Below are 18704 nucleotides of genomic sequence, written 5' to 3'. Positions count from 1 at the left end.
GATATTTATAGATCATTTGTTAAATGAAACGCGCCATTCATTTTGATAATGAATGGCGGTAAATCAGGAACGTGCAGTCCTGCGCAGTGAGAGAAAATCGAGCAAACTGCCTAAAATAATACCGATAAGACAAACGAAAACGCCCGCCTCCAGCAAAAATCCGGTAAACCCGTGCCACGACGCCCAGCCTAAACTGTTCACAATCAGCGTCACCAGCCACACCACCAGCAGCAAACTCCCGCCCAGCATGCAGCGTAACGCCCAGCTGTAAGGTTTGGCGAAGTGAATGCGCGGCAGGAAAGTGTCCGTTTTTTGAGTGTATTCGAGCGTCTGGCGGCAAACCGCTAACAACAGCAACCCCGGAACACCGGCAACAATCGAGAAAAGATAGAACCACGGCCAGCCGTAAGCCTCCACGAACCAGCCGGCAATCGGACCCACATAGACACGGCCCACCGCAGAAAGTGCAGAGAGCAGGGCGAACTGGGTTGCGGAGAACGAACGGTTGCAAAGCGTCATCAGCAGGGCCACAAACGCCGCTGTTCCCATCCCGCCGCACAGGTTTTCGAAGAAAATTGCCGCGCCCATGGTATATAGATCTTTATCGGTAATGGCGAGAACCCAGTAACCCGCATTTGAAACTGCCTGTAAAATACCAAACAGCATCAGCGCGCGGAACAGGCTCAGACGCTGCATCAGCATCCCGCCAAAAAGCGCGCCAATAATCGTGGCCATCAGACCGAGCGTTTTGTTCACCAGCCCGACTTCCCCTGCGTCAAACCCGACACCACGGATTAAGAATGTCGTGCTCAGGCTGCCCGCAAACGCGTCGCCCATTTTGTACATCACGATGAGAAGTAAAATCAGCCAGGCGTTATTGCGGCCAAAGAAGTCTTTCAGAGGTGCCACAACGGCCATTTCAATCGTGCGCGGTGCAGGCTGAGAATTTTGCGGTTCCGGCGATATCAGTGTGGCGAAAACGCCCATCAGCATCAGCACCGCCATCAGCCAGTACATGTGCTGCCAGCCGAGATATCGGTCTGCAAGCCATAACGCCAGCCCGCCGGAAACCAGCATTGCCAGACGATAGCCCAGCACGGAAACTGCGGCACCGTTTCCGCGTTCTTCAGGTGGCAGTAAATCCGTTTTATACGCATCGAATACGATGTCTTGCGAAGCCGATGCGAAAGCAATCAGCACTGCCAGCGCAGCCAGCCAGAACAAATCTTTACCGGGATCCATAAAGCCCATGGCGAAAATCGCCGCGACCAGCAGCAATTGCGTCAGGATCAGCCAGCCGCGGCGGCGTCCGAGAAATGACGGGGTATAGCGGTCCATCATCGGCGACCACAGGAATTTGAACACGTAAGCCTGGCCGACCAGCGAGAAAATCCCAATAGTTTTCAGATCGACATTTTCGACGGTCATCCACGCCTGCAATGTGCCGGACGTCAGCGCCAGCGGTAAACCGGAAGCAAAGCCCAGAAGCAGTAAAATGACGGTATTGCGTTGCGTGAAAATCTTAAAGTACTGACTGATCATGAAAATGTGTTCCTGCGAACCGGTGAGAGAGTGACGCAGGGGCATAATAAAGGAAGCGGGGAGAATAAAGGAAGGAATGCTTGTTCTGAAAAGCATTCTGCCCGGACTGGCCGGGCAGAATAGGTCACACAGATTTCAGCCGGAGCTTATCGGGCGTTAGCCTTGATGAAGTCGCTGATGCTGGTGTCGGAGGCCATGTCGCTGATGACATCACCCAGCGTGGTGTTAACCGCGTTGGTGATTTTGGCGTTGGTGGCGGAAAGCGCACCCTGAACGTTGTACGTTGAGCGGTAATTTTTCACCTGCTTGCTGCCATTTTTCGCTGTAGCGATGATAGAAATATCTGCTTTGGTGGTGATGTTGTAGCGCAGGTTACCTTCCTGAACATCCGCATACAGGTTATTGACGACAATCTGGAGGTCAACTGCGCCGTCAGCACCGACCATGTAACCGCGTGCGGTCATTTGTTTTTCCAGAGATTCCTGCAACAGGAAACGCAGATCGCGTGAAGGCGTGAGTGAAATCAGCTGGCCGTCACGGTTAACTTTGGCCAGAGCCTGATCCTGGCGCTGGTCAGCACCGTTGATGCTGATCGTGATGCCCTGAAGTGTTGGGTCTTGTGAAGGCAGAACAATTTTCGGGGACACATCCAGCGTGTTAGTGCTGGTTGCGCATCCGGCCAGCATGAACAGTGCCAGCACAGGGAAAATGATTTTTTTTAACATGTGTGTTTTCTCAATATTAATAAAGGAGTAATGCTCAAAAATTTGCCGACATCATAACATCGCCATTTGCGGGTGGAAGTCCCGTCAATCTGTAAAAACGGATATTTAGCGTTTTTTTTCAGCAAGTATGCAGTATCACCCACTCCGGCGTAGCGAAGCCGCGATTTCTTTGACAGACTGAGCGCCATTTTTATCAATCAACTGCATAAATTTTTTAATGTGATTAACGTAGAGCTGTAAAGCAGCCTATTATTTAAATGTAGAGAGTTTTAAGTAGATAGGTGTACCAGACAGGCGCGGTTCTCTGCAGATGCGGTGTGAGGAGATTGCTATGATTCGTGAGCAAATAGAAGCAAAATTAGCTGAGGCATTCGACCCTGCGTTCCTGGAAGTGACTGACGAAAGCTATCGTCATAATGTACCGGCAGGCTCAGAAAGCCATTTCAAAGTCGTGATGGTGTCCGATAAATTCGTCGGCGAACGCTTTTTAGCACGTCATCGTGCCATTTACGGGCGTTTAACCGAAGAACTGGCGGGCAGCGTGCACGCACTGGCTCTCCATACTTACACGCAAAAAGAGTGGGAAGGCTTACAGGACACCGTTCCCGCATCACCGCCTTGCCGCGGTGCGGGAACAATGGCCTGATAGTGAGGATCTGATTCACAAAAGGCACAAATATCAGCATTTGATACGGTAAAACTGGAACTTTCCTTATCAGATGCGGTATTAGTAGAGGCGAATTTCAAGAAACGGCCCGCGGGCCGTTTTTGTTTTTCCTCTGACAGGCAGACGACAAGGTGGTTTACGCCTTTGCATCGACCGCATTTTTCGAAGGATCGAGTCCCGTGTGAGTTTCCCTCCCGCGCGTAGAGATACCGTCCTCGACTCAGTGCGCATGCGTCGCTATAATGTCGCGTCTAATTTTTCCGGAATGGTTTCGGACGCTCTCGAATACAGGGCTACGTTCTGATAACAGAACTGTCCCGGTTCTTAGAAGTCGTTTTCAAGGTAAGTTCGCGCGATTGTGCTTCTCATCTTGAGAACGACTTCTGGAGTTGACCGAGCACTGTGATTTTTTTTTGAGGTAACAAGATGCAAGTTTCTGTTGAAACCACTCAAGGCCTTGGGCGCCGCGTAACGATTACTGTTCCTGCTGAAAGCATTGAAAAAGCAGTGAGCAGTGAACTGATCAACGTCTCTAAAAAAGTACGTATTGACGGCTTCCGTAAAGGCAAAGTACCAAGCCACATCATCGAACAGCGTTATGGCGCGTCAGTACGTCAGGACGTCCTGGGTGATCTGATGCAACGCAACTTCGTTGATGCGATCATCAAAGAAAAAATCAATCCAGCTGGCGCACCTAACTATATCCCGGGTGAGTACAAGCAGGGTGAAGACTTCAATTTCTCCGTAGAATTCGAAGTGTACCCGGAAGTTGAGCTGAAAGATCTGGAAAACATCGAAGTTGAAAAACCTGTTGTTGAAGTTAACGACGCTGATGTTGATACCATGCTGGAAACTCTGCGCAAGCAACAAGCTGACTGGAAAGAAACTGACGCTGCAGCCACTGCTGAAGATCGCGTTACCGTTGATTTCTCCGGTTCTATCGACGGTGAAGAATTCGAAGGCGGCAAGGCCTCTGATTTCGTACTGGCTATGGGCCAGGGCCGCATGATCCCAGGCTTCGAAGACGGTCTGGTGGGTCACAAAGCCGGTGAAGAATTCACCATCGACGTAAACTTCCCTGAAGATTACCACGCAGAAAACCTGAAAGGTAAAGCGGCTAAATTCGCGATTACCCTGAAGAAAGTTGAAGAACGTGAGCTGCCAGAACTGACGCCAGAATTCATCAAACGTTTCGGCGTGGCTGATGGTTCTGTTGAAGGTCTGCGTGCAGAAGTGCGTAAAAACATGGAACGCGAACTGAAAGGTGCTGTTCGTAACCGCATCAAAACTCAGGCAATCGACGGTCTGGTCAGCGCTAACGAGATCGACGTGCCTGCTGCACTGATCGACGGCGAAGTAGACGTTCTGCGTCGTCAGGCTGCACAACGTTTCGGCGGCAACGAAAAACAAGCGCTGGAACTGCCACGTGAGTTGTTCGAAGAGCAAGCTAAACGTCGCGTTGTAGTCGGTCTGCTGCTGGGCGAAGTGATCAGCCAGCACGAACTGAAAGCTGACGAAGATCGCGTTAAAGCGCTGATCGAAGAAATGGCTTCTGCATATGAAGATCCACAGGAAGTGGTTGAGTTCTACAGCAAAAATAAAGAGCTGATGAACAACATGCGTAACGTCGCGCTGGAAGAACAAGCGGTCGAAACTCTGTTGTCTAAAGCGAAAGTGACTGAAAAAGCCACCACCTTTACTGAGCTGATGAACCAGACTCAACCTGCATAATCTGATTGCATGTTGCTGAGCCTGTTTACAGGTTCGACACTGAAGCCCGCAGTTTTTACTGCGGGCTTTTTATTTCCTGAAAATGAGATATTTTTGTTTTTGGCTGTTGTTTTTGCACTATATTTATCAATATAAGGCACAGCTCACGTAGACCTGTTCATTCCATTTCACCAATATGGCCTTTCATCTACCCGGTCGGGGTGAAAGAGAAAAGAAATTTTCCGTCAGGCTTGAAAAAAGGGCGTAAATCCCCCAATTAATAATGACGAACCCAGGTAAATTTGCAGTTAAAATCTGACTGATAACGACCGTCAGACGTGTAAATGGCGACTTGGCCGCTTGAGCATAGTCATGTGTGCCTATCTCAAGTAGAATCGGTTTTAAATAGCGCCAAACAGAATCTATTAGGAGACGGTTATGTCATACAGTGGTGAAAGAGAGCAATTTGCACCAAACATGGCGTTGGTACCCATGGTGGTTGAGCAAACTTCACGGGGCGAGCGTTCATACGACATCTTCTCCCGTCTGCTTAAGGAACGAATCATCTTCCTGACGGGTCAGGTTGAAGACCATATGGCTAACCTGATTGTTGCCCAGATGCTGTTCCTGGAAGCAGAAAGCCCGGAAAAAGACATTTACCTTTATATCAACTCACCGGGTGGCGTGATCACTGCGGGGATGTCGATTTACGACACCATGCAATTTATCAAGCCGGACGTCAGCACCATTTGTATGGGCCAGGCGTGTTCAATGGGTGCGTTCTTGTTAACTGCCGGTGCTGAAGGCAAGCGTTTCTGCCTGCCAAACTCCCGTGTGATGATTCACCAGCCGTTGGGTGGTTTCCAGGGGCAGGCCACAGATATCGAAATCCACGCGAAAGAAATTCTGAAAGTGAAATCCCGCATGAATGAGCTGATGGCGAAACATACGGGCAAAACTCTTGAAGAAATAGAGCGTGACACTGAACGAGATCGTTTCCTGTCTGCGAACGAGGCTGTAGAGTACGGGTTAGTCGATTCCGTATTTACCCATCGCGCCTGACGGCTTAGTTCTGCCGGGCTGATGGTCTATAGTTATACTCATACGGATGTCTCAGGGGCAGCGTTTGCCAATTAAACAAACGTTGCTCACTTTGAGTGATAACGGGAACGAACAGACATCAGCCAATCATGCGGCTGTTGTGTAATAGGGTCGTGCCGTGGTGTTTGTTACGCTGCGGGACTGATATTAAAGAAGAGGTTTACTGATGACAGATAAGCGCAAAGACGGTTCAGGAAAGCTGCTGTACTGCTCTTTTTGCGGCAAAAGCCAGCATGAAGTTCGTAAGCTGATTGCCGGGCCGTCAGTGTATATCTGCGATGAGTGTGTCGACTTATGTAACGACATTATTCGCGAAGAGATCAAAGAAGTCGCGCCACATCGTGAACGCAGCGCATTACCGACACCGCATGAAATTCGTCAGCATCTTGACGATTATGTTATCGGTCAGGAGCCTGCGAAGAAAGTGCTGGCAGTGGCAGTTTACAACCACTACAAGCGCCTGCGTAATGGCGATACCAGCAACGGTATCGAATTAGGCAAGAGCAACATTTTGCTGATCGGGCCGACAGGTAGCGGTAAAACGCTTCTGGCTGAAACCCTGGCGCGTTTCCTGGATGTGCCATTCACGATGGCCGATGCCACCACGTTGACCGAAGCCGGTTATGTAGGTGAAGACGTCGAAAACATCATTCAGAAACTGCTGCAGAAATGTGATTACGACGTTCAGAAAGCGCAACGCGGTATTGTTTATATTGATGAAATCGACAAGATTTCCCGCAAGTCTGACAACCCATCGATCACACGTGACGTGTCCGGTGAAGGTGTTCAGCAGGCGCTTTTGAAACTGATTGAAGGGACTGTCGCTGCCGTACCTCCGCAAGGCGGACGCAAACACCCTCAGCAGGAATTCCTGCAAGTTGATACTTCTAAAATCCTGTTTATTTGTGGTGGCGCGTTTGCCGGCCTGGATAAAGTGATTGGTCAGCGTATCAATACCAACACCGGTATCGGTTTTGGTGCAGAAGTGAAAGGCAAAGAGCAGAAGGCAACAGAAGGTCAGTTGCTGGCGCAGGCTGAACCAGAAGATTTGATCAAATTTGGTCTGATCCCTGAGTTCATTGGTCGTCTGCCTGTCGTTGCAACACTGAGCGAACTGAATGAAGAAGCTCTGATTCAAATTCTGAAAGAGCCGAAAAATGCCCTGACTAAGCAATATCAGGCATTGTTCAATCTGGAAGGCGTTGAACTGGAATTCCGCGATGAAGCGCTGGTCGCGATTGCGAAAAAAGCCATGGTCCGTAAAACCGGTGCCCGTGGTCTGCGTTCAATCGTTGAAGCCGCATTGCTGGATACGATGTATGATCTGCCATCTCTTGAAGATGTCGAGAAAGTGGTTATTGATGAATCCGTGATTGCGGGCCAGTCAGAACCTCTGATGATTTATGGCAAACCAGAAGCACAACAAGCATCTGGCGAATAATTAGCCAATCTATCCAGAGAGTTAGCCACGAAATGGGGGATTTTGTCCCCCATTTTTTTTTCGCACATTCTTATCGTTGAATGTCGGACATTCATCCCCATATACTCAGTTAACGACTTGCTGAAACCCGTCTGACTCGTGTTTCACGAGATTTCCTTAACCTGGCGGAAGCTAAACTAAGAGAGAGCTCTATGAACCCTGAGCGTTCTGAACGCATAGAAATCCCCGTATTGCCTCTGCGCGATGTGGTGGTTTATCCGCACATGGTGATCCCGTTGTTTGTTGGCAGGGAAAAATCGATTCGGTGCCTCGAAGCCGCGATGGATCACGACAAAAAAATCATGCTGGTGGCGCAGAAAGAAGCGTCAACCGATGAGCCGGGCGTTAACGATCTCTTCTCCGTGGGTACGGTAGCCTCAATATTACAAATGCTGAAGCTCCCGGACGGCACTGTCAAAGTGCTGGTGGAAGGGTTACAACGCGCGCGTATTACGACGCTTTCTGACAGTGGCGAGCATTTTGCTGCCCAGGCGGAATACCTTGAATCTCCGGCCGTGGACGAACGCGAGCAGGAAGTTCTGGTTCGCACAGCGATTAATCAGTTTGAAGGTTATATCAAACTGAACAAAAAGATCCCGCCGGAAGTGCTGACTTCGCTCAACAGCATTGAAGATGCCGCACGTCTGGCTGACACCATCGCTGCACATATGCCGCTGAAACTCGCTGACAAACAATCCGTGCTGGAAATGTTTGATATCACCGAGCGTCTGGAATATCTGATGGCGATGATGGAATCGGAAATCGACCTGTTGCAGGTTGAGAAACGCATTCGTAATCGTGTCAAAAAACAGATGGAGAAAAGCCAGCGCGAGTACTATCTGAATGAGCAAATGAAAGCGATTCAGAAAGAACTTGGCGAAATGGATGACACGCCTGATGAGCATGAGGCGCTGAAACGCAAAATCGAAGCGGCTAAAATGCCGAAAGAAGCGCGTGAAAAAACCGAAGCTGAGCTGCAAAAGCTGAAAATGATGTCACCAATGTCCGCCGAAGCCACAGTTGTTCGTGGTTATATCGACTGGATGCTTCAGGTGCCATGGAACGCCCGCAGCAAAGTGAAAAAAGACCTGCGCAAAGCCCAGGAAGTTCTGGATACCGATCACTTTGGCCTCGAACGTGTCAAAGACCGTATCCTTGAGTATCTTGCGGTGCAGACGCGCGTCAGCAAAATCAAAGGACCAATCCTGTGTCTGGTTGGGCCTCCGGGTGTGGGTAAAACCTCACTGGGTCAGTCCATCGCGCGTGCGACGGGCCGTCAGTATGTGCGTATGGCGCTGGGTGGTGTACGTGATGAAGCGGAAATCCGCGGTCACCGTCGTACCTACATCGGTTCGATGCCGGGCAAACTGATTCAGAAAATGGCGAAAGTTGGGGTGAAAAACCCGCTGTTCCTGCTGGATGAAATCGACAAGATGTCATCTGACATGCGCGGTGACCCGGCTTCAGCGTTGCTGGAAGTGCTGGATCCAGAACAGAACGTGGCGTTCAACGATCACTATCTGGAAGTCGATTACGACCTGTCAGACGTGATGTTTGTGGCGACCTCGAACTCGATGAACATACCGGCACCTTTGCTGGATCGTATGGAAGTGATCCGTCTTTCCGGTTATACCGAAGACGAAAAACTGAACATCGCCAAACAGCACCTGTTGCCAAAACAGCTTGAACGTAATGCGCTCAAGAAGAATGAACTGACTGTTGATGACAGCGCGATTATCGGCATTATCCGTTTCTATACCCGTGAAGCGGGTGTACGTAGTTTAGAACGTGAGTTGTCTAAACTTTGCCGAAAAGCGGTTAAACAATTGCTGATGGATAAAGACCTCAAGCACATTGAAATCAACGGCGACAACCTGAAAGATTTCCTCGGCGTGCAGAAGGTCGATTACGGTCGTGCTGACACCGAAAACCGTGTGGGCCAGGTCACCGGTCTGGCGTGGACCGAAGTGGGCGGCGAATTGCTGACCATCGAAACGGCCTGCGTACCGGGCAAAGGAAAGCTGACTTACACCGGTTCTCTGGGTGAAGTTATGCAGGAATCTATTCAGGCTGCGCTGACTGTTGTACGTTCGCGTGCGGACAAACTGGGTATCAACCCTGACTTCTACGAAAAACGTGATATTCACGTTCACGTACCAGAAGGGGCAACGCCGAAAGATGGCCCGAGTGCCGGTATCGCAATGTGTACCGCGCTGGTGTCTTGTCTGACAGGTAACCCGGTTCGTGCGGATGTGGCGATGACCGGTGAAATCACTCTGCGTGGTTTGGTTCTGCCAATCGGCGGTTTGAAAGAAAAACTGCTGGCAGCGCATCGTGGTGGCATCAAAGTGGTTCTGATCCCAGATGACAACAAACGCGATCTGGAAGAAATTCCGGCGAACGTGCTGGCAGATCTTGAGATCCACCCGGTTAAACGCATTGATGATGTTTTGAACATCGCACTGCAAAATCCGGCTTATGGCGCATTACCGGTTGCAGCAAAATAGTGACCGCGACAGACACAGTTGAATAAAACTCAGGCTGGCAGGTGAAATCTCACTTGCCAGCTTTTTTTTGTGCCGTTAAGTTAGTCAACTGTCAGAAGGTTTCAGGCTGCTTTCAGTCGCTTGCATAGCCCTGACAAGATTGATATAACAGCAGCGCGGTCACGTCCGTAGGGAAAATGCGCCGTGATGATCGAATTTTAAGAGGGGATGAAAAGAGTGAATAAGTCACAATTGATCGACAAAATTGCTGCCGGTGCTGATATTTCTAAAGCCGCAGCGGGACGTGTTTTAGATGCTGTTCTTGCATCTGTCACTGACACCCTGAAAGCTGGGGATGAAGTCGCTCTGGTTGGTTTCGGTACTTTCTCAGTGCGTGAACGTTCAGCACGTACCGGCCGTAACCCACAGACCGGTAAAGAAATCAGTATTGCAGCGGCTAAAGTACCTGGCTTCCGTGCAGGTAAAGCGCTGAAAGATGCCGTTAACGGTTAATTACCTGCTGACTGACGTCGAAACTGTGTGAGGGGCATTACCGATGCTTTTTCATTCAGGTCTGGTTGTTAAACAATAACCTGACGTCATCGGGCTGGTAAGGTAAGATATAAGGCGCATCGAAAACGGTGCGCTTTTTTTATTACAGCGGAGTGTTGCCTCACTATGATGGACAATTTACGCGCGGCTTCCAATAACGTCGTGCTCAAAATCATTCTGGCCCTGATTATTCTGTCCTTTATTTTGACAGGGGTGGGCAACTACCTGGTCGGCGGTTCAGGCGACTATGCAGCGAAAGTGAATGGTCAGGAAATCGGGCGTGCTCAGTTAGAGCAGGCGGTGCAGAATCAGCGGACCCGTCTGCAGCAGCAGCTCGGTGATCAATTCTCTGCGCTGGCAGGCAGCGAAGGTTATATGCAGCAGTTGCGTCAGGAATCCCTGAGCAATCTGATTGACGTCACTTTGCTGGATCAGTATTCCAAAAAATTAGGCATTGCCGTCAGCGATCAGCAGATCAAAGACGCGATTTTTGCGACCCCACAATTCCAGACTGATGGCCGTTTCGATAACGCTAAATATTTGCAAAGCATCCAGAGCATGGGTTACACCGCGGATAACTTTGCACAGCTGATGAAACGTCAGCTGATCAGCCAGCAGCTCGAACAAGCCTTCGGTCAGTCCGATTTTGTTCTGCCAGCAGAAAGCAAATCGCTGGGTGAACTGATCCTGCAAAGCCGCGAAGTACAGACGGCCACGCTGGACACAAACGCTCTGGCGGCCAAGCAGCAGGTCACTGACGCAGAGTTACAGGCTTTCTACGACCAGAACAAAAACAGCTTTATTTCCCCTGAGCAAGTCAAGATCAGCTACATCGAAATGGATGCTGCGGCGATGCAGGGCAAAACTGACGTGACTGACGCGGATATCAGCGCTTACTACGATCAGCACAAAAACGAATTCGGTCAGCCGGAACGTCGTCGTTACAGCGTTATCGTCCTGAAAACTCAGGCTGATGCCGACGCTGTGGCAGCAGAGCTGGCGAAAGGCACTGATTTCGCAGAGCTGGCGAAAACTAAATCGACCGATGCACTGAGTGCAAAACAAGGCGGTGATCTGGGCTGGATGGAACCTGAAACAACTCTGCCAGAATTTAAAAACGCGAATCTGACCACGAAAGGTCAGGTGTCTGGCGTCATTAAATCTGACAGCGGTTTCTTCATCTTGCGCCTTGAAGATGTGACGCCTGAGAAGGTGAAACCTCTCGCTGAAGTCCGTAACACGATTACCGACAAGCTGAAGCAGGAAAAATCACTGGATGCTTACTACGCGCTGCAACAAAAAGTCAGCGAAGCCGCGACCAATGATAACGAGTCTTTAGCTTCAGCTGAGCAGGTTGCAGGAACCAAAGCGGTTCATACTGACTGGTTCACTCAGAATCAAATCCCTGCAGGTATTAATTTCAAACCTGTTGTGCAGGCGATTTTTGAAGGCGGTCTGATTGGTCAGGACGGTTCACCGGGCAGCAACTCGGACATCATCACCGTAGACGGCGATCGCGCCTTCGTGGTACGTGTCGATGCGCATAAAGCTGAAGGGGTTAAACCGTTCGCTGACGTGAAAGATCAGGTGACGGCGATGCTTAAACATCAAAAAGCACAGGATCAGGCGCGTGTTGATGGTGAGAAACTGCTGACCGCTCTGAAAGACGGTAAAGGCGATGACGCGATGAAAGCCGCAGGTCTGAGCTTTGGCGCAGTACAGAAAGTACAGCGCAGCCAGCAGCCTTCTGCGTTCGAAGAAAACGTTTACGCGTTACCGCACCCGCAAAAAGACCAGCCGGTTTATGGCCTGTCTCAGGATAACAAAGGTAACAGCGTTCTGGTCAAGCTGACCGGCGTGACACCTGGCGTTGTGCCTGAAGCCGATGTGGCACGTTTCACGCAGGAGATGCAACAGACCTCCTCGAACGTGACCTTTGATGCGCTGCTGACAAATCTTCGTCAGGAAGCAAAAATCAAATACGGTTCAGCCGCACAAAACCAGTAAACGCCGCAAAGTTATGCAACGCGTTGCAACAAACAAAGGCCGCTTTCGCGGCCTTTTCCATATTTGAAAGTTGCCCATTGTTCGCTGTTTCGCCCTGATGCACTCTCTCCGTGCTGTCAAACACATGGAGGATACAGCATGAAAAAATTAGGCATTACTTCACTTTCGTTGGCTCTGGCTTTGGGGCTTTCTACTTTACCGGTGATGTTGCAGGCGGCACCGAATGCCGCCAGTAGCGTGGCAACCACGACGGCTGCGCCCGTGACAGCAGCGGGCAAAGTCTCAGGCCCGCAGGTGAAAAAGGAACAGGTGGCGGTGACAGATGAAAGTACCGTCAACATCAATACCGCAACAGCGGAAGAGTTTGCCAAAGTGATGAATGGCGTAGGGATGAAAAAGGCGCAGGCCATTATCAGCTACCGTGAAGAACTCGGGCAATTCACCGACATCGAACAGCTGCGAGAAGTACCGGGGATCGGTGCTGCACTGTTCGAACGTAACAAGGACCGTCTGAAACTGTGACGGATGTCGCGGCGGCAATTCCTGAACGGTTGCCGCCGTTTTCTTCTGCTAATCTCTAAAGACATCTGACCAGTTTGGTTGTATGCCTCAGGCGATTATCAGGAGTTTTTTAACCACTATGCATACGTTTATTAAAGTTCGCGGTTTTCACATCGATGTTTACCAGCACGTTAACAACGCGCGTTATCTTGAATTTCTGGAGACGGCACGCTGGGAATGGCTGGATAATCAGTCCGGCTTCCAGTGGATGAGCGAAAACAAAATCGCTTTCATCGTGGTCAATATAAACATCAATTATCGCAAACCGGCCGTACTCGGCGATGTGCTGCGCATTGAAAGCAGTATGCAGCAGTTAAACGGTCGAAGCGGTGTGCTGGAACAGGTGGTAACTTGTGAAGGCGAAGTGGTGGCAGATGCCACGCTGACGTTTGTGTGTATCGATCTGCGGACACAAAAAGCGTTACCGCTGGAAGGTGAGCTACTGGAAAGATTACGTGAGCTGGAACTGGAGAACGACTGATTCGCGGCTGCACAGTGAAAACAAAAACGGGCAGCTTCAGGCCGCCCGTCATAAAACTTTGCCGTCTGACCGTTAACGCAGACCGGTTTTCTTCTTAAGGCTGGCGGTAACGCCGTTTTTATCCAACTGATATTGTTGCAGGCCGTTGGCGCGCAGATGACAGGCTGCACATTCGCCGCAGCCATCTCCGGCAATGCCGTTATAGCAGGTCAGCGTTTTGTGGCGGACCAGATCCAGTTGCTGATAATAATCCGCCAGCGCCCAGGTTTCCGCTTTGTTCAGCCACATCAGCGGCGTCTCGAAACGAATATCACGCGCAAGACCCAGAGAGACAGCCGTATTCAGCGCCTTCACGAACTCGTCACGGCAATCCGGATAGCCGGAGAAGTCAGTTTCACACACGCCGGTAATCACGGCTTCTGCCTGAATTTGATAGGCATAGATTGCTGCCAGGGTCAGGAACAAAATATTACGGCCCGGAACAAAAGTGCTCGGCAGGCCGCCGTCATTTTCATCGCCAAAGTTAGGTACAGGGATGTTATCGCGCGTCAGGCTGCTGACCGCCAGTTCATTGAGCAAATTCACATCCAGCACTTTGTGTGCGCGGGCACCTAATTCTACGGACAGCTTTTGTGCAATCTCAATTTCAGCACGATGGCGCTGGCCGTAATCAAACGTGACGCAGTGAACTTCGTCATATTGCTTCAATGCCTGAATCAGACAAGTTGTTGAATCTTGTCCGCCGCTGAAAACCACCACTGCTCTTTTCATTCTGTTTACCTGTATTACGAAACCGACTGCGTCCGGCGCAGTAAAATTGGGTTAATGGTACTTTCCTTTAACGTCATAGTGTAGCGAAACAGCTCGTTCACGCGTTTTCGGATAACAAAGGCGGCGGAACCCAGGCCTGACAAAAATCAAACCAGCCCCACGCCGTGAGCTGAACCCCGCTGATCCGCGGCGGCGCGCTGACCTGATACTGATAGTTAAATAAAGGCGTCACGATCCCGGTTTGCATCCATTGATAGAAATGTTCGCGCAATTCCTCGGCGCGACGGTTTTCGAGCGGAATTTGCTGAATATGGAGGAGGCGCTGTTGCTGATTGTGCAGATCATCTTCGCGTAAAATTTCCAGCCAGAGCGGATCCTGCTGCAACCAGTTTTCCAGCGTGGCTTCAGGCGATTCACCGATCAGACGATCGCCGAGCAGCAGATCGGCGGATTTCAACAGTTCTCCGTCTTCCCACAAACGCCCCTCGTGATAAATGACTTCCAGCGCGCAGCCCTCATCAGCCAGTTTTTGCTGCAAAGCCTGAGCGACCAATTCAAATTCCACCGGCGGATGAAACAGGAGCCTCAGCTTTTCCGGCAGAGGAACGTCGGTATCGTCATGCAAAGGAATGGGCCAGCCGGGCAGCATTTCTTTGCTGGCTTTCACCAGGTCATGATCAATCGGAAGATTATCCAGCATGCCACTGCGCTGGATCAGCCGGACAATTTTCCGTGCCTGAGCTTCATTCAGAACGCCCCGCCGCAGATTGGTGGCGATATAACAAAATCCCAGGCTGGTGCTGCGCCTGACTGGTTTGACGCGCGACAATTCTTCCTCTTCTCCCAGAATGATCCTCACCGGATGCTGACAGCTCACATTATTCTTTTGCGCGAATAACTGCGGCGTGATCCAAAATTCTATCGCCGCAAGATAAGGATGTTGCAGGGTATAAAGCGTGTGCTGTTCCAGCCTGACCAGTTCGGGAGAGAAATGCGTCAGCCGGAAAGGACCCGCGCCGATGTGCGGATTTTCAGGATGTGAGAGCAGACAATTAAGATCGGCAAACCGGTGCGCCAGCCAGTAATCAGGAATATCGAGATCAAATTGCAGGCACTGTGCGTGTGGCTGAGATATTTGGATCACAGATGCCAGATTGTGTTTTCCCCGTGCTGAATGGCGCAATTGCTCAAAGCGGGTCAGCAGTTGCGATGTTTTCAGCGGTTCTCCGTTGTGCCAGAAAAGCTGACTGCGCAGAAAGAACTGCCAGGTTTTGCCGTCATTGCTGATTTGCCAGTGATGGGCCAGATCCGGCTGTGGCGTCGGGTTTCCGGGGACAAAGTGCGTCAGACCTGCATGAATGGTATGCGCCAGGTGTTGTTCTGCGCGCCCGGTCAGCGTTAAGGGATCCAGAAACTGGAGAGGGCGGTAATACGGGATCCGCAACGTGGGCGAATCTTCCTGCCATTGTCCGCCAAGGTGCGGCGCAAGCAGGGTATTCAGATGTGTCGGGTCCAGCTGACTGAGTTGCAAAGCTGCCGAATGCTCGCCGTTTTTGAGCAACTCCTGCAAATAAGCACCGCGCAAATCCTCGGGGGATTTAAGGCAGCACAACGACGCGCGTTTTCCGCGACCGGACTGTGAGTGCCAGTTTATCCACCCCGCATCTTTAAAATGGCTCAGCAACGTCCGCGTGTGGCGTTCGCTGCAGCAGAAAATATCGGCCAGTTCAGTCACAGTCAGTAAAACGGGTTCCTGCCCGGTTTTCACATACAGGCGCTGATACTGGTTAAGCCGGTTTTGCAATCGCATGGAAAATACGGAACCTTATTTTTCTGGTACGGGATTCACTTCAGCATATCGCAGACTTTTGCCGATGGCGCGGGGCTGAAAACCAAAGTGTGAACTAAACCCGGAAGAGTATTCATAAACTGTTCACTATTAGTTCCGCAAATCGCAGTCCATACTTTGAACGTGAAAATCATTCCCGCCCAGAGAGGAAATATGTACCGTTTAGCTGCATTCGATATGGATGGCACACTTCTTTTACCCGACCATACCCTGGGCGAGAAAACGCTGGCAACCCTGCGCCAGTTGGCAGAAAAACCCATGCGACTTACCTTTGCTACCGGACGTCATTATCTTGAAATGAAAGATATTCTGGCCAATATAGGCATGGAAGGTTTTCTGATTACCGGCAATGGCACACGTATTCATGACTTGTCCGGGCATTTACTGCACGCCAGTGATTTACCGGAAGATTGTGCGCATGAATTGCTGCACACGGGCTGGGATACACCGGCGAGTCAGCATGTTTTTCGTGACGACGGCTGGTTTACCGCTCTGGACGACCCCGACTTGCTGATCCCGCATCAGTTCAGCGGTTTCCGTTATCATTTGCAGGATCTGCGCACATTGCCCGATGCAGGCAACAGCAAAGTGTGTTTCTGCGCACCGCATGAAACCCTGCTGAAACTGGTTCCCCAGCTGAAAGCGCATTTCGGCAATCGTTTGGACCTGTGTTTTTCGGCGCATGATTGCCTGGATGTACAGCCTGCGGGCTGTAACAAAGGCAGCGCGCTGGCACTTCTGACGGGGGGGCTTGAGATCAAAATGTCTGAATGCATGGCCTTTGGCGATGCGATGAATGACAGGGAAATGCTGGAAAGCGTCGGAATGGGGCTGATCATGGGCAATGCATTGCCTGTGCTGAAAGAACAATCGCCGCATCTGCAAGTTATCGGGCACTGCCGGAATCAGGCGGTGTCTCACTTTTTGCAACACTGGCTGCACACACCAAACCTCACCTATTCCCCCGAATATTAAGGTTTTGCAGCAAGCCGGGATTATCTGTCCCGGCTTTTTTCCTTCATACTTCAAGCTGCTGGTGCGTTGGCTAACCTAAAACCTCAGTTAAGGCCTTCTAGCTGCTGTGCGTACACCGAAATATCCCCGATGTTCTTCGCGATCCAGTTCTCGTCAAAATAGGTATTCAGATAACGTTCGCCACTGTCGCAAAGTAACGTGACGATTGAACCTGTCTCGCCATTTTCTCGCATTTGTTTAGCCAGTTGCAGCGCGCCCCAGACATTTGTTCCGGTTGAACCGCCCACTTTACGGCCAAGCACTTTTTCCAGCCAGTGAAGCGTCGCGACGCTGGCCGCATCAGGCACCTGCATCATGCTGTCGATGACGCTGGGAATAAAAGAAGGCTCGGCGCGCGGCCGGCCAATCCCTTCGATACGGCTGCTGCATTGCGCAGTTACGCTGGCATCACGTTGCTGATAGTAATCATAAAATACTGAGTTTTCCGGATCGACCACCACCAGTTCGGTATTATGCCCCTGATAACGAATATAACGCCCCAGTGTGGCTGAGGTGCCGCCTGTTCCGGCGCTCATTACCAGATATCGCGGTACCGGATGCGGCTCGCGGGACATCTGGCGGAAAATACTGTCAGCGATGTTATTGTTTCCCCGCCAGTCGGTAGCGCGCTCAGCAAAAGTAAACTGATCCATGTAATGCCCGTTCAGTTCACGGGCAAGCTGTTCGGAAGCGGCATAAATCTGACCGGAGTTTTCAACAAAGTGGCAGCGGCCGCCATAAAATTCAATTTGCTGAATTTTTCGAGGCGCGGTACATGCAGGCATCACGGCAATAAAAGGCAGGCCGAGCAGACGCGCGAAATAGGCCTCAGAAATAGCCGTACTGCCCGACGACGCCTCGATGATCGGCGTATTTTCACGTATCCAGCCGTTGCACAGACCATACAAAAACAGGGAACGCGCCAGACGATGTTTCAGGCTGCCGGACGGATGCGTGCTTTCATCTTTCAGATACAGCGAAATTCCGGGGAAATCATTCAGGGCGAGACGAATTAAATGTGTATCGGCTGAACGCTGAAAATCCGCGTCGATTTCTTTGATAGCGTGATTAACCCAGGCGTTTTGCATAATGAGAGCTCGCAGAAGAAGTTTTGTAGGATTAAGAATAACGCAAGCGGCAGAGAAATAAGTTACCCTTTACCCCATGAGCTGCGCGTATTGTAGAAAAATATTCTCCCGGAGTGCGTTATGGTAGATAAAATTGACCTCAGGCTGTTGTCGTTATTGCAAAAGGATTGCACGCTTTCTCTGAATGAACTGGCCGAAGCGGTAAATCTCACCACCACGCCTTGCTGGAAACGGATAAAACGTCTTGAAGACGACGGCATTATTTGTGGAAAAGTGGCCCTGCTGGATGGTGAAAAACTCGGGCTGAGCCTGACAGCGTTTGTCCTGATTAAAACTCAGCATCACAACAGTGAGTGGTATCAGCGATTTGTACAGCAGGTGGAAGCCTTTCCCGAAGTGCTCGGTTTTTACCGGATGGCAGGGGAATACGATTATTTACTCCAGGTTCAGGTTTCCGATATGAAAAGCTACGACAACTTTTACAAGCGGCTTGTGAACGGCATTCCAGGACTGAACGATGTGACCTCAAGTTTTGCGATGGAACGCATAAAATCGACGACCGCATTGCCAATTTAATGCAAAAGTTGCAGTAAAAAGTTTCATCAGAAACGCATGTTAACTCTGGTATCCTTGTCGTCCTGAAGAGAAAACAGGGTTTCTGAAACCTGTT

Annotated in this window: 16 protein-coding genes; 11 read left to right on the top strand and 5 right to left on the bottom strand. The window is 50.5% G+C overall.

Translation table 11 applies throughout. The annotated features are described in order from the left end of the window. Positions 1–63: 63 nt before the first annotated feature. The gene (gene ampG, locus J1782_RS03500; RefSeq protein ID WP_217152432.1) at positions 64–1542 is read right to left on the bottom strand and encodes a muropeptide MFS transporter AmpG; all 1479 of its coding nucleotides are present in this window, start codon (positions 1540–1542) and stop codon (positions 64–66) included. A gap of 146 nt (positions 1543–1688) precedes the next feature. Then, entirely contained in the window at positions 1689–2267 is a 579-nt protein-coding gene (locus J1782_RS03495) for a lipoprotein (protein WP_013576643.1), read from the bottom strand. A 331-nt stretch (positions 2268–2598) separates the two neighbouring features. On the opposite strand from J1782_RS03495, the gene bolA reads away from it, so the two are divergent. From bolA to J1782_RS03450, 9 genes are all read left to right on the top strand, one after another. Next, positions 2599–2913, top strand: a complete 315-nt coding sequence (gene bolA, locus J1782_RS03490; protein ID WP_152327873.1) for a transcriptional regulator BolA — start codon at positions 2599–2601, stop codon at positions 2911–2913. A 447-nt stretch (positions 2914–3360) separates the two neighbouring features. Continuing rightward, positions 3361–4665: a trigger factor gene (tig, locus tag J1782_RS03485; RefSeq protein ID WP_217152431.1), complete on the top strand. Its 1305-nt coding sequence runs from the start codon at positions 3361–3363 to the stop codon at positions 4663–4665. Between the two features lie 417 nt (positions 4666–5082). Then, the gene (gene clpP, locus J1782_RS03480) at positions 5083–5706 is read left to right on the top strand and encodes an ATP-dependent Clp endopeptidase proteolytic subunit ClpP (protein WP_152327874.1); all 624 of its coding nucleotides are present in this window, start codon (positions 5083–5085) and stop codon (positions 5704–5706) included. A gap of 205 nt (positions 5707–5911) precedes the next feature. Beyond that, positions 5912–7186 carry an ATP-dependent protease ATP-binding subunit ClpX gene (clpX, locus tag J1782_RS03475; protein WP_112287508.1) on the top strand — a complete coding sequence of 425 codons (1275 nt, stop codon included), beginning with the start codon at positions 5912–5914 and terminating at the stop codon, positions 7184–7186. A 191-nt stretch (positions 7187–7377) separates the two neighbouring features. Further along, the gene (gene lon / locus J1782_RS03470; RefSeq protein ID WP_152327875.1) at positions 7378–9732 is read left to right on the top strand and encodes an endopeptidase La; all 2355 of its coding nucleotides are present in this window, start codon (positions 7378–7380) and stop codon (positions 9730–9732) included. Positions 9733–9948: 216 nt separating this feature from the next. Then, complete coding sequence (gene hupB, locus J1782_RS03465) at positions 9949–10224, top strand: nucleoid-associated protein HU-beta (protein ID WP_013576637.1); 276 nt, start codon at positions 9949–9951, stop codon at positions 10222–10224. Between the two features lie 165 nt (positions 10225–10389). After that, positions 10390–12270 (top strand): peptidylprolyl isomerase, encoded by a 1881-nt coding sequence (gene ppiD / locus J1782_RS03460; protein WP_217152430.1) that lies wholly within the window; start codon positions 10390–10392, stop codon positions 12268–12270. Positions 12271–12408: 138 nt separating this feature from the next. Continuing rightward, a complete protein-coding gene (locus J1782_RS03455) occupies positions 12409–12792 on the top strand; it encodes a helix-hairpin-helix domain-containing protein (RefSeq protein WP_152327877.1) in 384 nt (127 codons plus the stop codon). A gap of 118 nt (positions 12793–12910) precedes the next feature. Beyond that, a complete protein-coding gene (locus tag J1782_RS03450; protein ID WP_217152429.1) occupies positions 12911–13312 on the top strand; it encodes a YbgC/FadM family acyl-CoA thioesterase in 402 nt (133 codons plus the stop codon). Between the two features lie 72 nt (positions 13313–13384). Here J1782_RS03450 and queC read toward each other — a convergent pair whose 3' ends face one another. Both queC and J1782_RS03440 read right to left on the bottom strand, forming a co-directional pair. Next, a complete protein-coding gene (gene queC / locus J1782_RS03445) occupies positions 13385–14083 on the bottom strand; it encodes a 7-cyano-7-deazaguanine synthase QueC (RefSeq protein WP_165059300.1) in 699 nt (232 codons plus the stop codon). Positions 14084–14180: 97 nt separating this feature from the next. After that, a complete protein-coding gene (locus J1782_RS03440; RefSeq protein WP_217152428.1) occupies positions 14181–15893 on the bottom strand; it encodes an SgrR family transcriptional regulator in 1713 nt (570 codons plus the stop codon). Between the two features lie 192 nt (positions 15894–16085). Between J1782_RS03440 and cof the strand changes: the two genes are divergently transcribed. After that, a complete protein-coding gene (gene cof, locus J1782_RS03435; RefSeq protein WP_165059303.1) occupies positions 16086–16907 on the top strand; it encodes an HMP-PP phosphatase in 822 nt (273 codons plus the stop codon). 83 nt (positions 16908–16990) lie between these two features. On the opposite strand, the gene J1782_RS03430 is transcribed toward cof, so the two are convergent. Next, a complete protein-coding gene (locus tag J1782_RS03430; protein ID WP_208949892.1) occupies positions 16991–18034 on the bottom strand; it encodes a PLP-dependent cysteine synthase family protein in 1044 nt (347 codons plus the stop codon). 120 nt (positions 18035–18154) lie between these two features. On the opposite strand from J1782_RS03430, the gene J1782_RS03425 reads away from it, so the two are divergent. Next, entirely contained in the window at positions 18155–18610 is a 456-nt protein-coding gene (locus J1782_RS03425; RefSeq protein WP_104923057.1) for an Lrp/AsnC family transcriptional regulator, read from the top strand. Positions 18611–18704: the final 94 nt, after the last annotated feature.

The organism is Rahnella sp. BCC 1045 (assembly GCF_019049615.1).
GTDB lineage: Bacteria > Pseudomonadota > Gammaproteobacteria > Enterobacterales > Enterobacteriaceae > Rahnella > Rahnella contaminans.
Note: the sequence above shows the minus strand (reverse complement) of the source record. Positions and strands in the feature narration are given on the sequence as shown.

What these genes read in the sequence shown, in the direction of transcription:
- cof (WP_165059303.1), top strand. Translation starts at nt 16,086, where the DNA reads ATGTACCGTTTAGCTGCATTCGATATGGATGGCACACTTCTTTTACCC.
- J1782_RS03495 (WP_013576643.1), bottom strand. Translation starts at nt 2,267, where the DNA reads ATGTTAAAAAAAATCATTTTCCCTGTGCTGGCACTGTTCATGCTGGCC.
- J1782_RS03450 (WP_217152429.1), top strand. Translation starts at nt 12,911, where the DNA reads ATGCATACGTTTATTAAAGTTCGCGGTTTTCACATCGATGTTTACCAG.
- lon (WP_152327875.1), top strand. Translation starts at nt 7,378, where the DNA reads ATGAACCCTGAGCGTTCTGAACGCATAGAAATCCCCGTATTGCCTCTG.
- J1782_RS03425 (WP_104923057.1), top strand. Translation starts at nt 18,155, where the DNA reads ATGGTAGATAAAATTGACCTCAGGCTGTTGTCGTTATTGCAAAAGGAT.
- bolA (WP_152327873.1), top strand. Translation starts at nt 2,599, where the DNA reads ATGATTCGTGAGCAAATAGAAGCAAAATTAGCTGAGGCATTCGACCCT.
- J1782_RS03440 (WP_217152428.1), bottom strand. Translation starts at nt 15,893, where the DNA reads ATGCGATTGCAAAACCGGCTTAACCAGTATCAGCGCCTGTATGTGAAA.
- clpX (WP_112287508.1), top strand. Translation starts at nt 5,912, where the DNA reads ATGACAGATAAGCGCAAAGACGGTTCAGGAAAGCTGCTGTACTGCTCT.
- clpP (WP_152327874.1), top strand. Translation starts at nt 5,083, where the DNA reads ATGTCATACAGTGGTGAAAGAGAGCAATTTGCACCAAACATGGCGTTG.
- queC (WP_165059300.1), bottom strand. Translation starts at nt 14,083, where the DNA reads ATGAAAAGAGCAGTGGTGGTTTTCAGCGGCGGACAAGATTCAACAACT.
- tig (WP_217152431.1), top strand. Translation starts at nt 3,361, where the DNA reads ATGCAAGTTTCTGTTGAAACCACTCAAGGCCTTGGGCGCCGCGTAACG.
- J1782_RS03430 (WP_208949892.1), bottom strand. Translation starts at nt 18,034, where the DNA reads ATGCAAAACGCCTGGGTTAATCACGCTATCAAAGAAATCGACGCGGAT.
- J1782_RS03455 (WP_152327877.1), top strand. Translation starts at nt 12,409, where the DNA reads ATGAAAAAATTAGGCATTACTTCACTTTCGTTGGCTCTGGCTTTGGGG.
- ampG (WP_217152432.1), bottom strand. Translation starts at nt 1,542, where the DNA reads ATGATCAGTCAGTACTTTAAGATTTTCACGCAACGCAATACCGTCATT.
- ppiD (WP_217152430.1), top strand. Translation starts at nt 10,390, where the DNA reads ATGATGGACAATTTACGCGCGGCTTCCAATAACGTCGTGCTCAAAATC.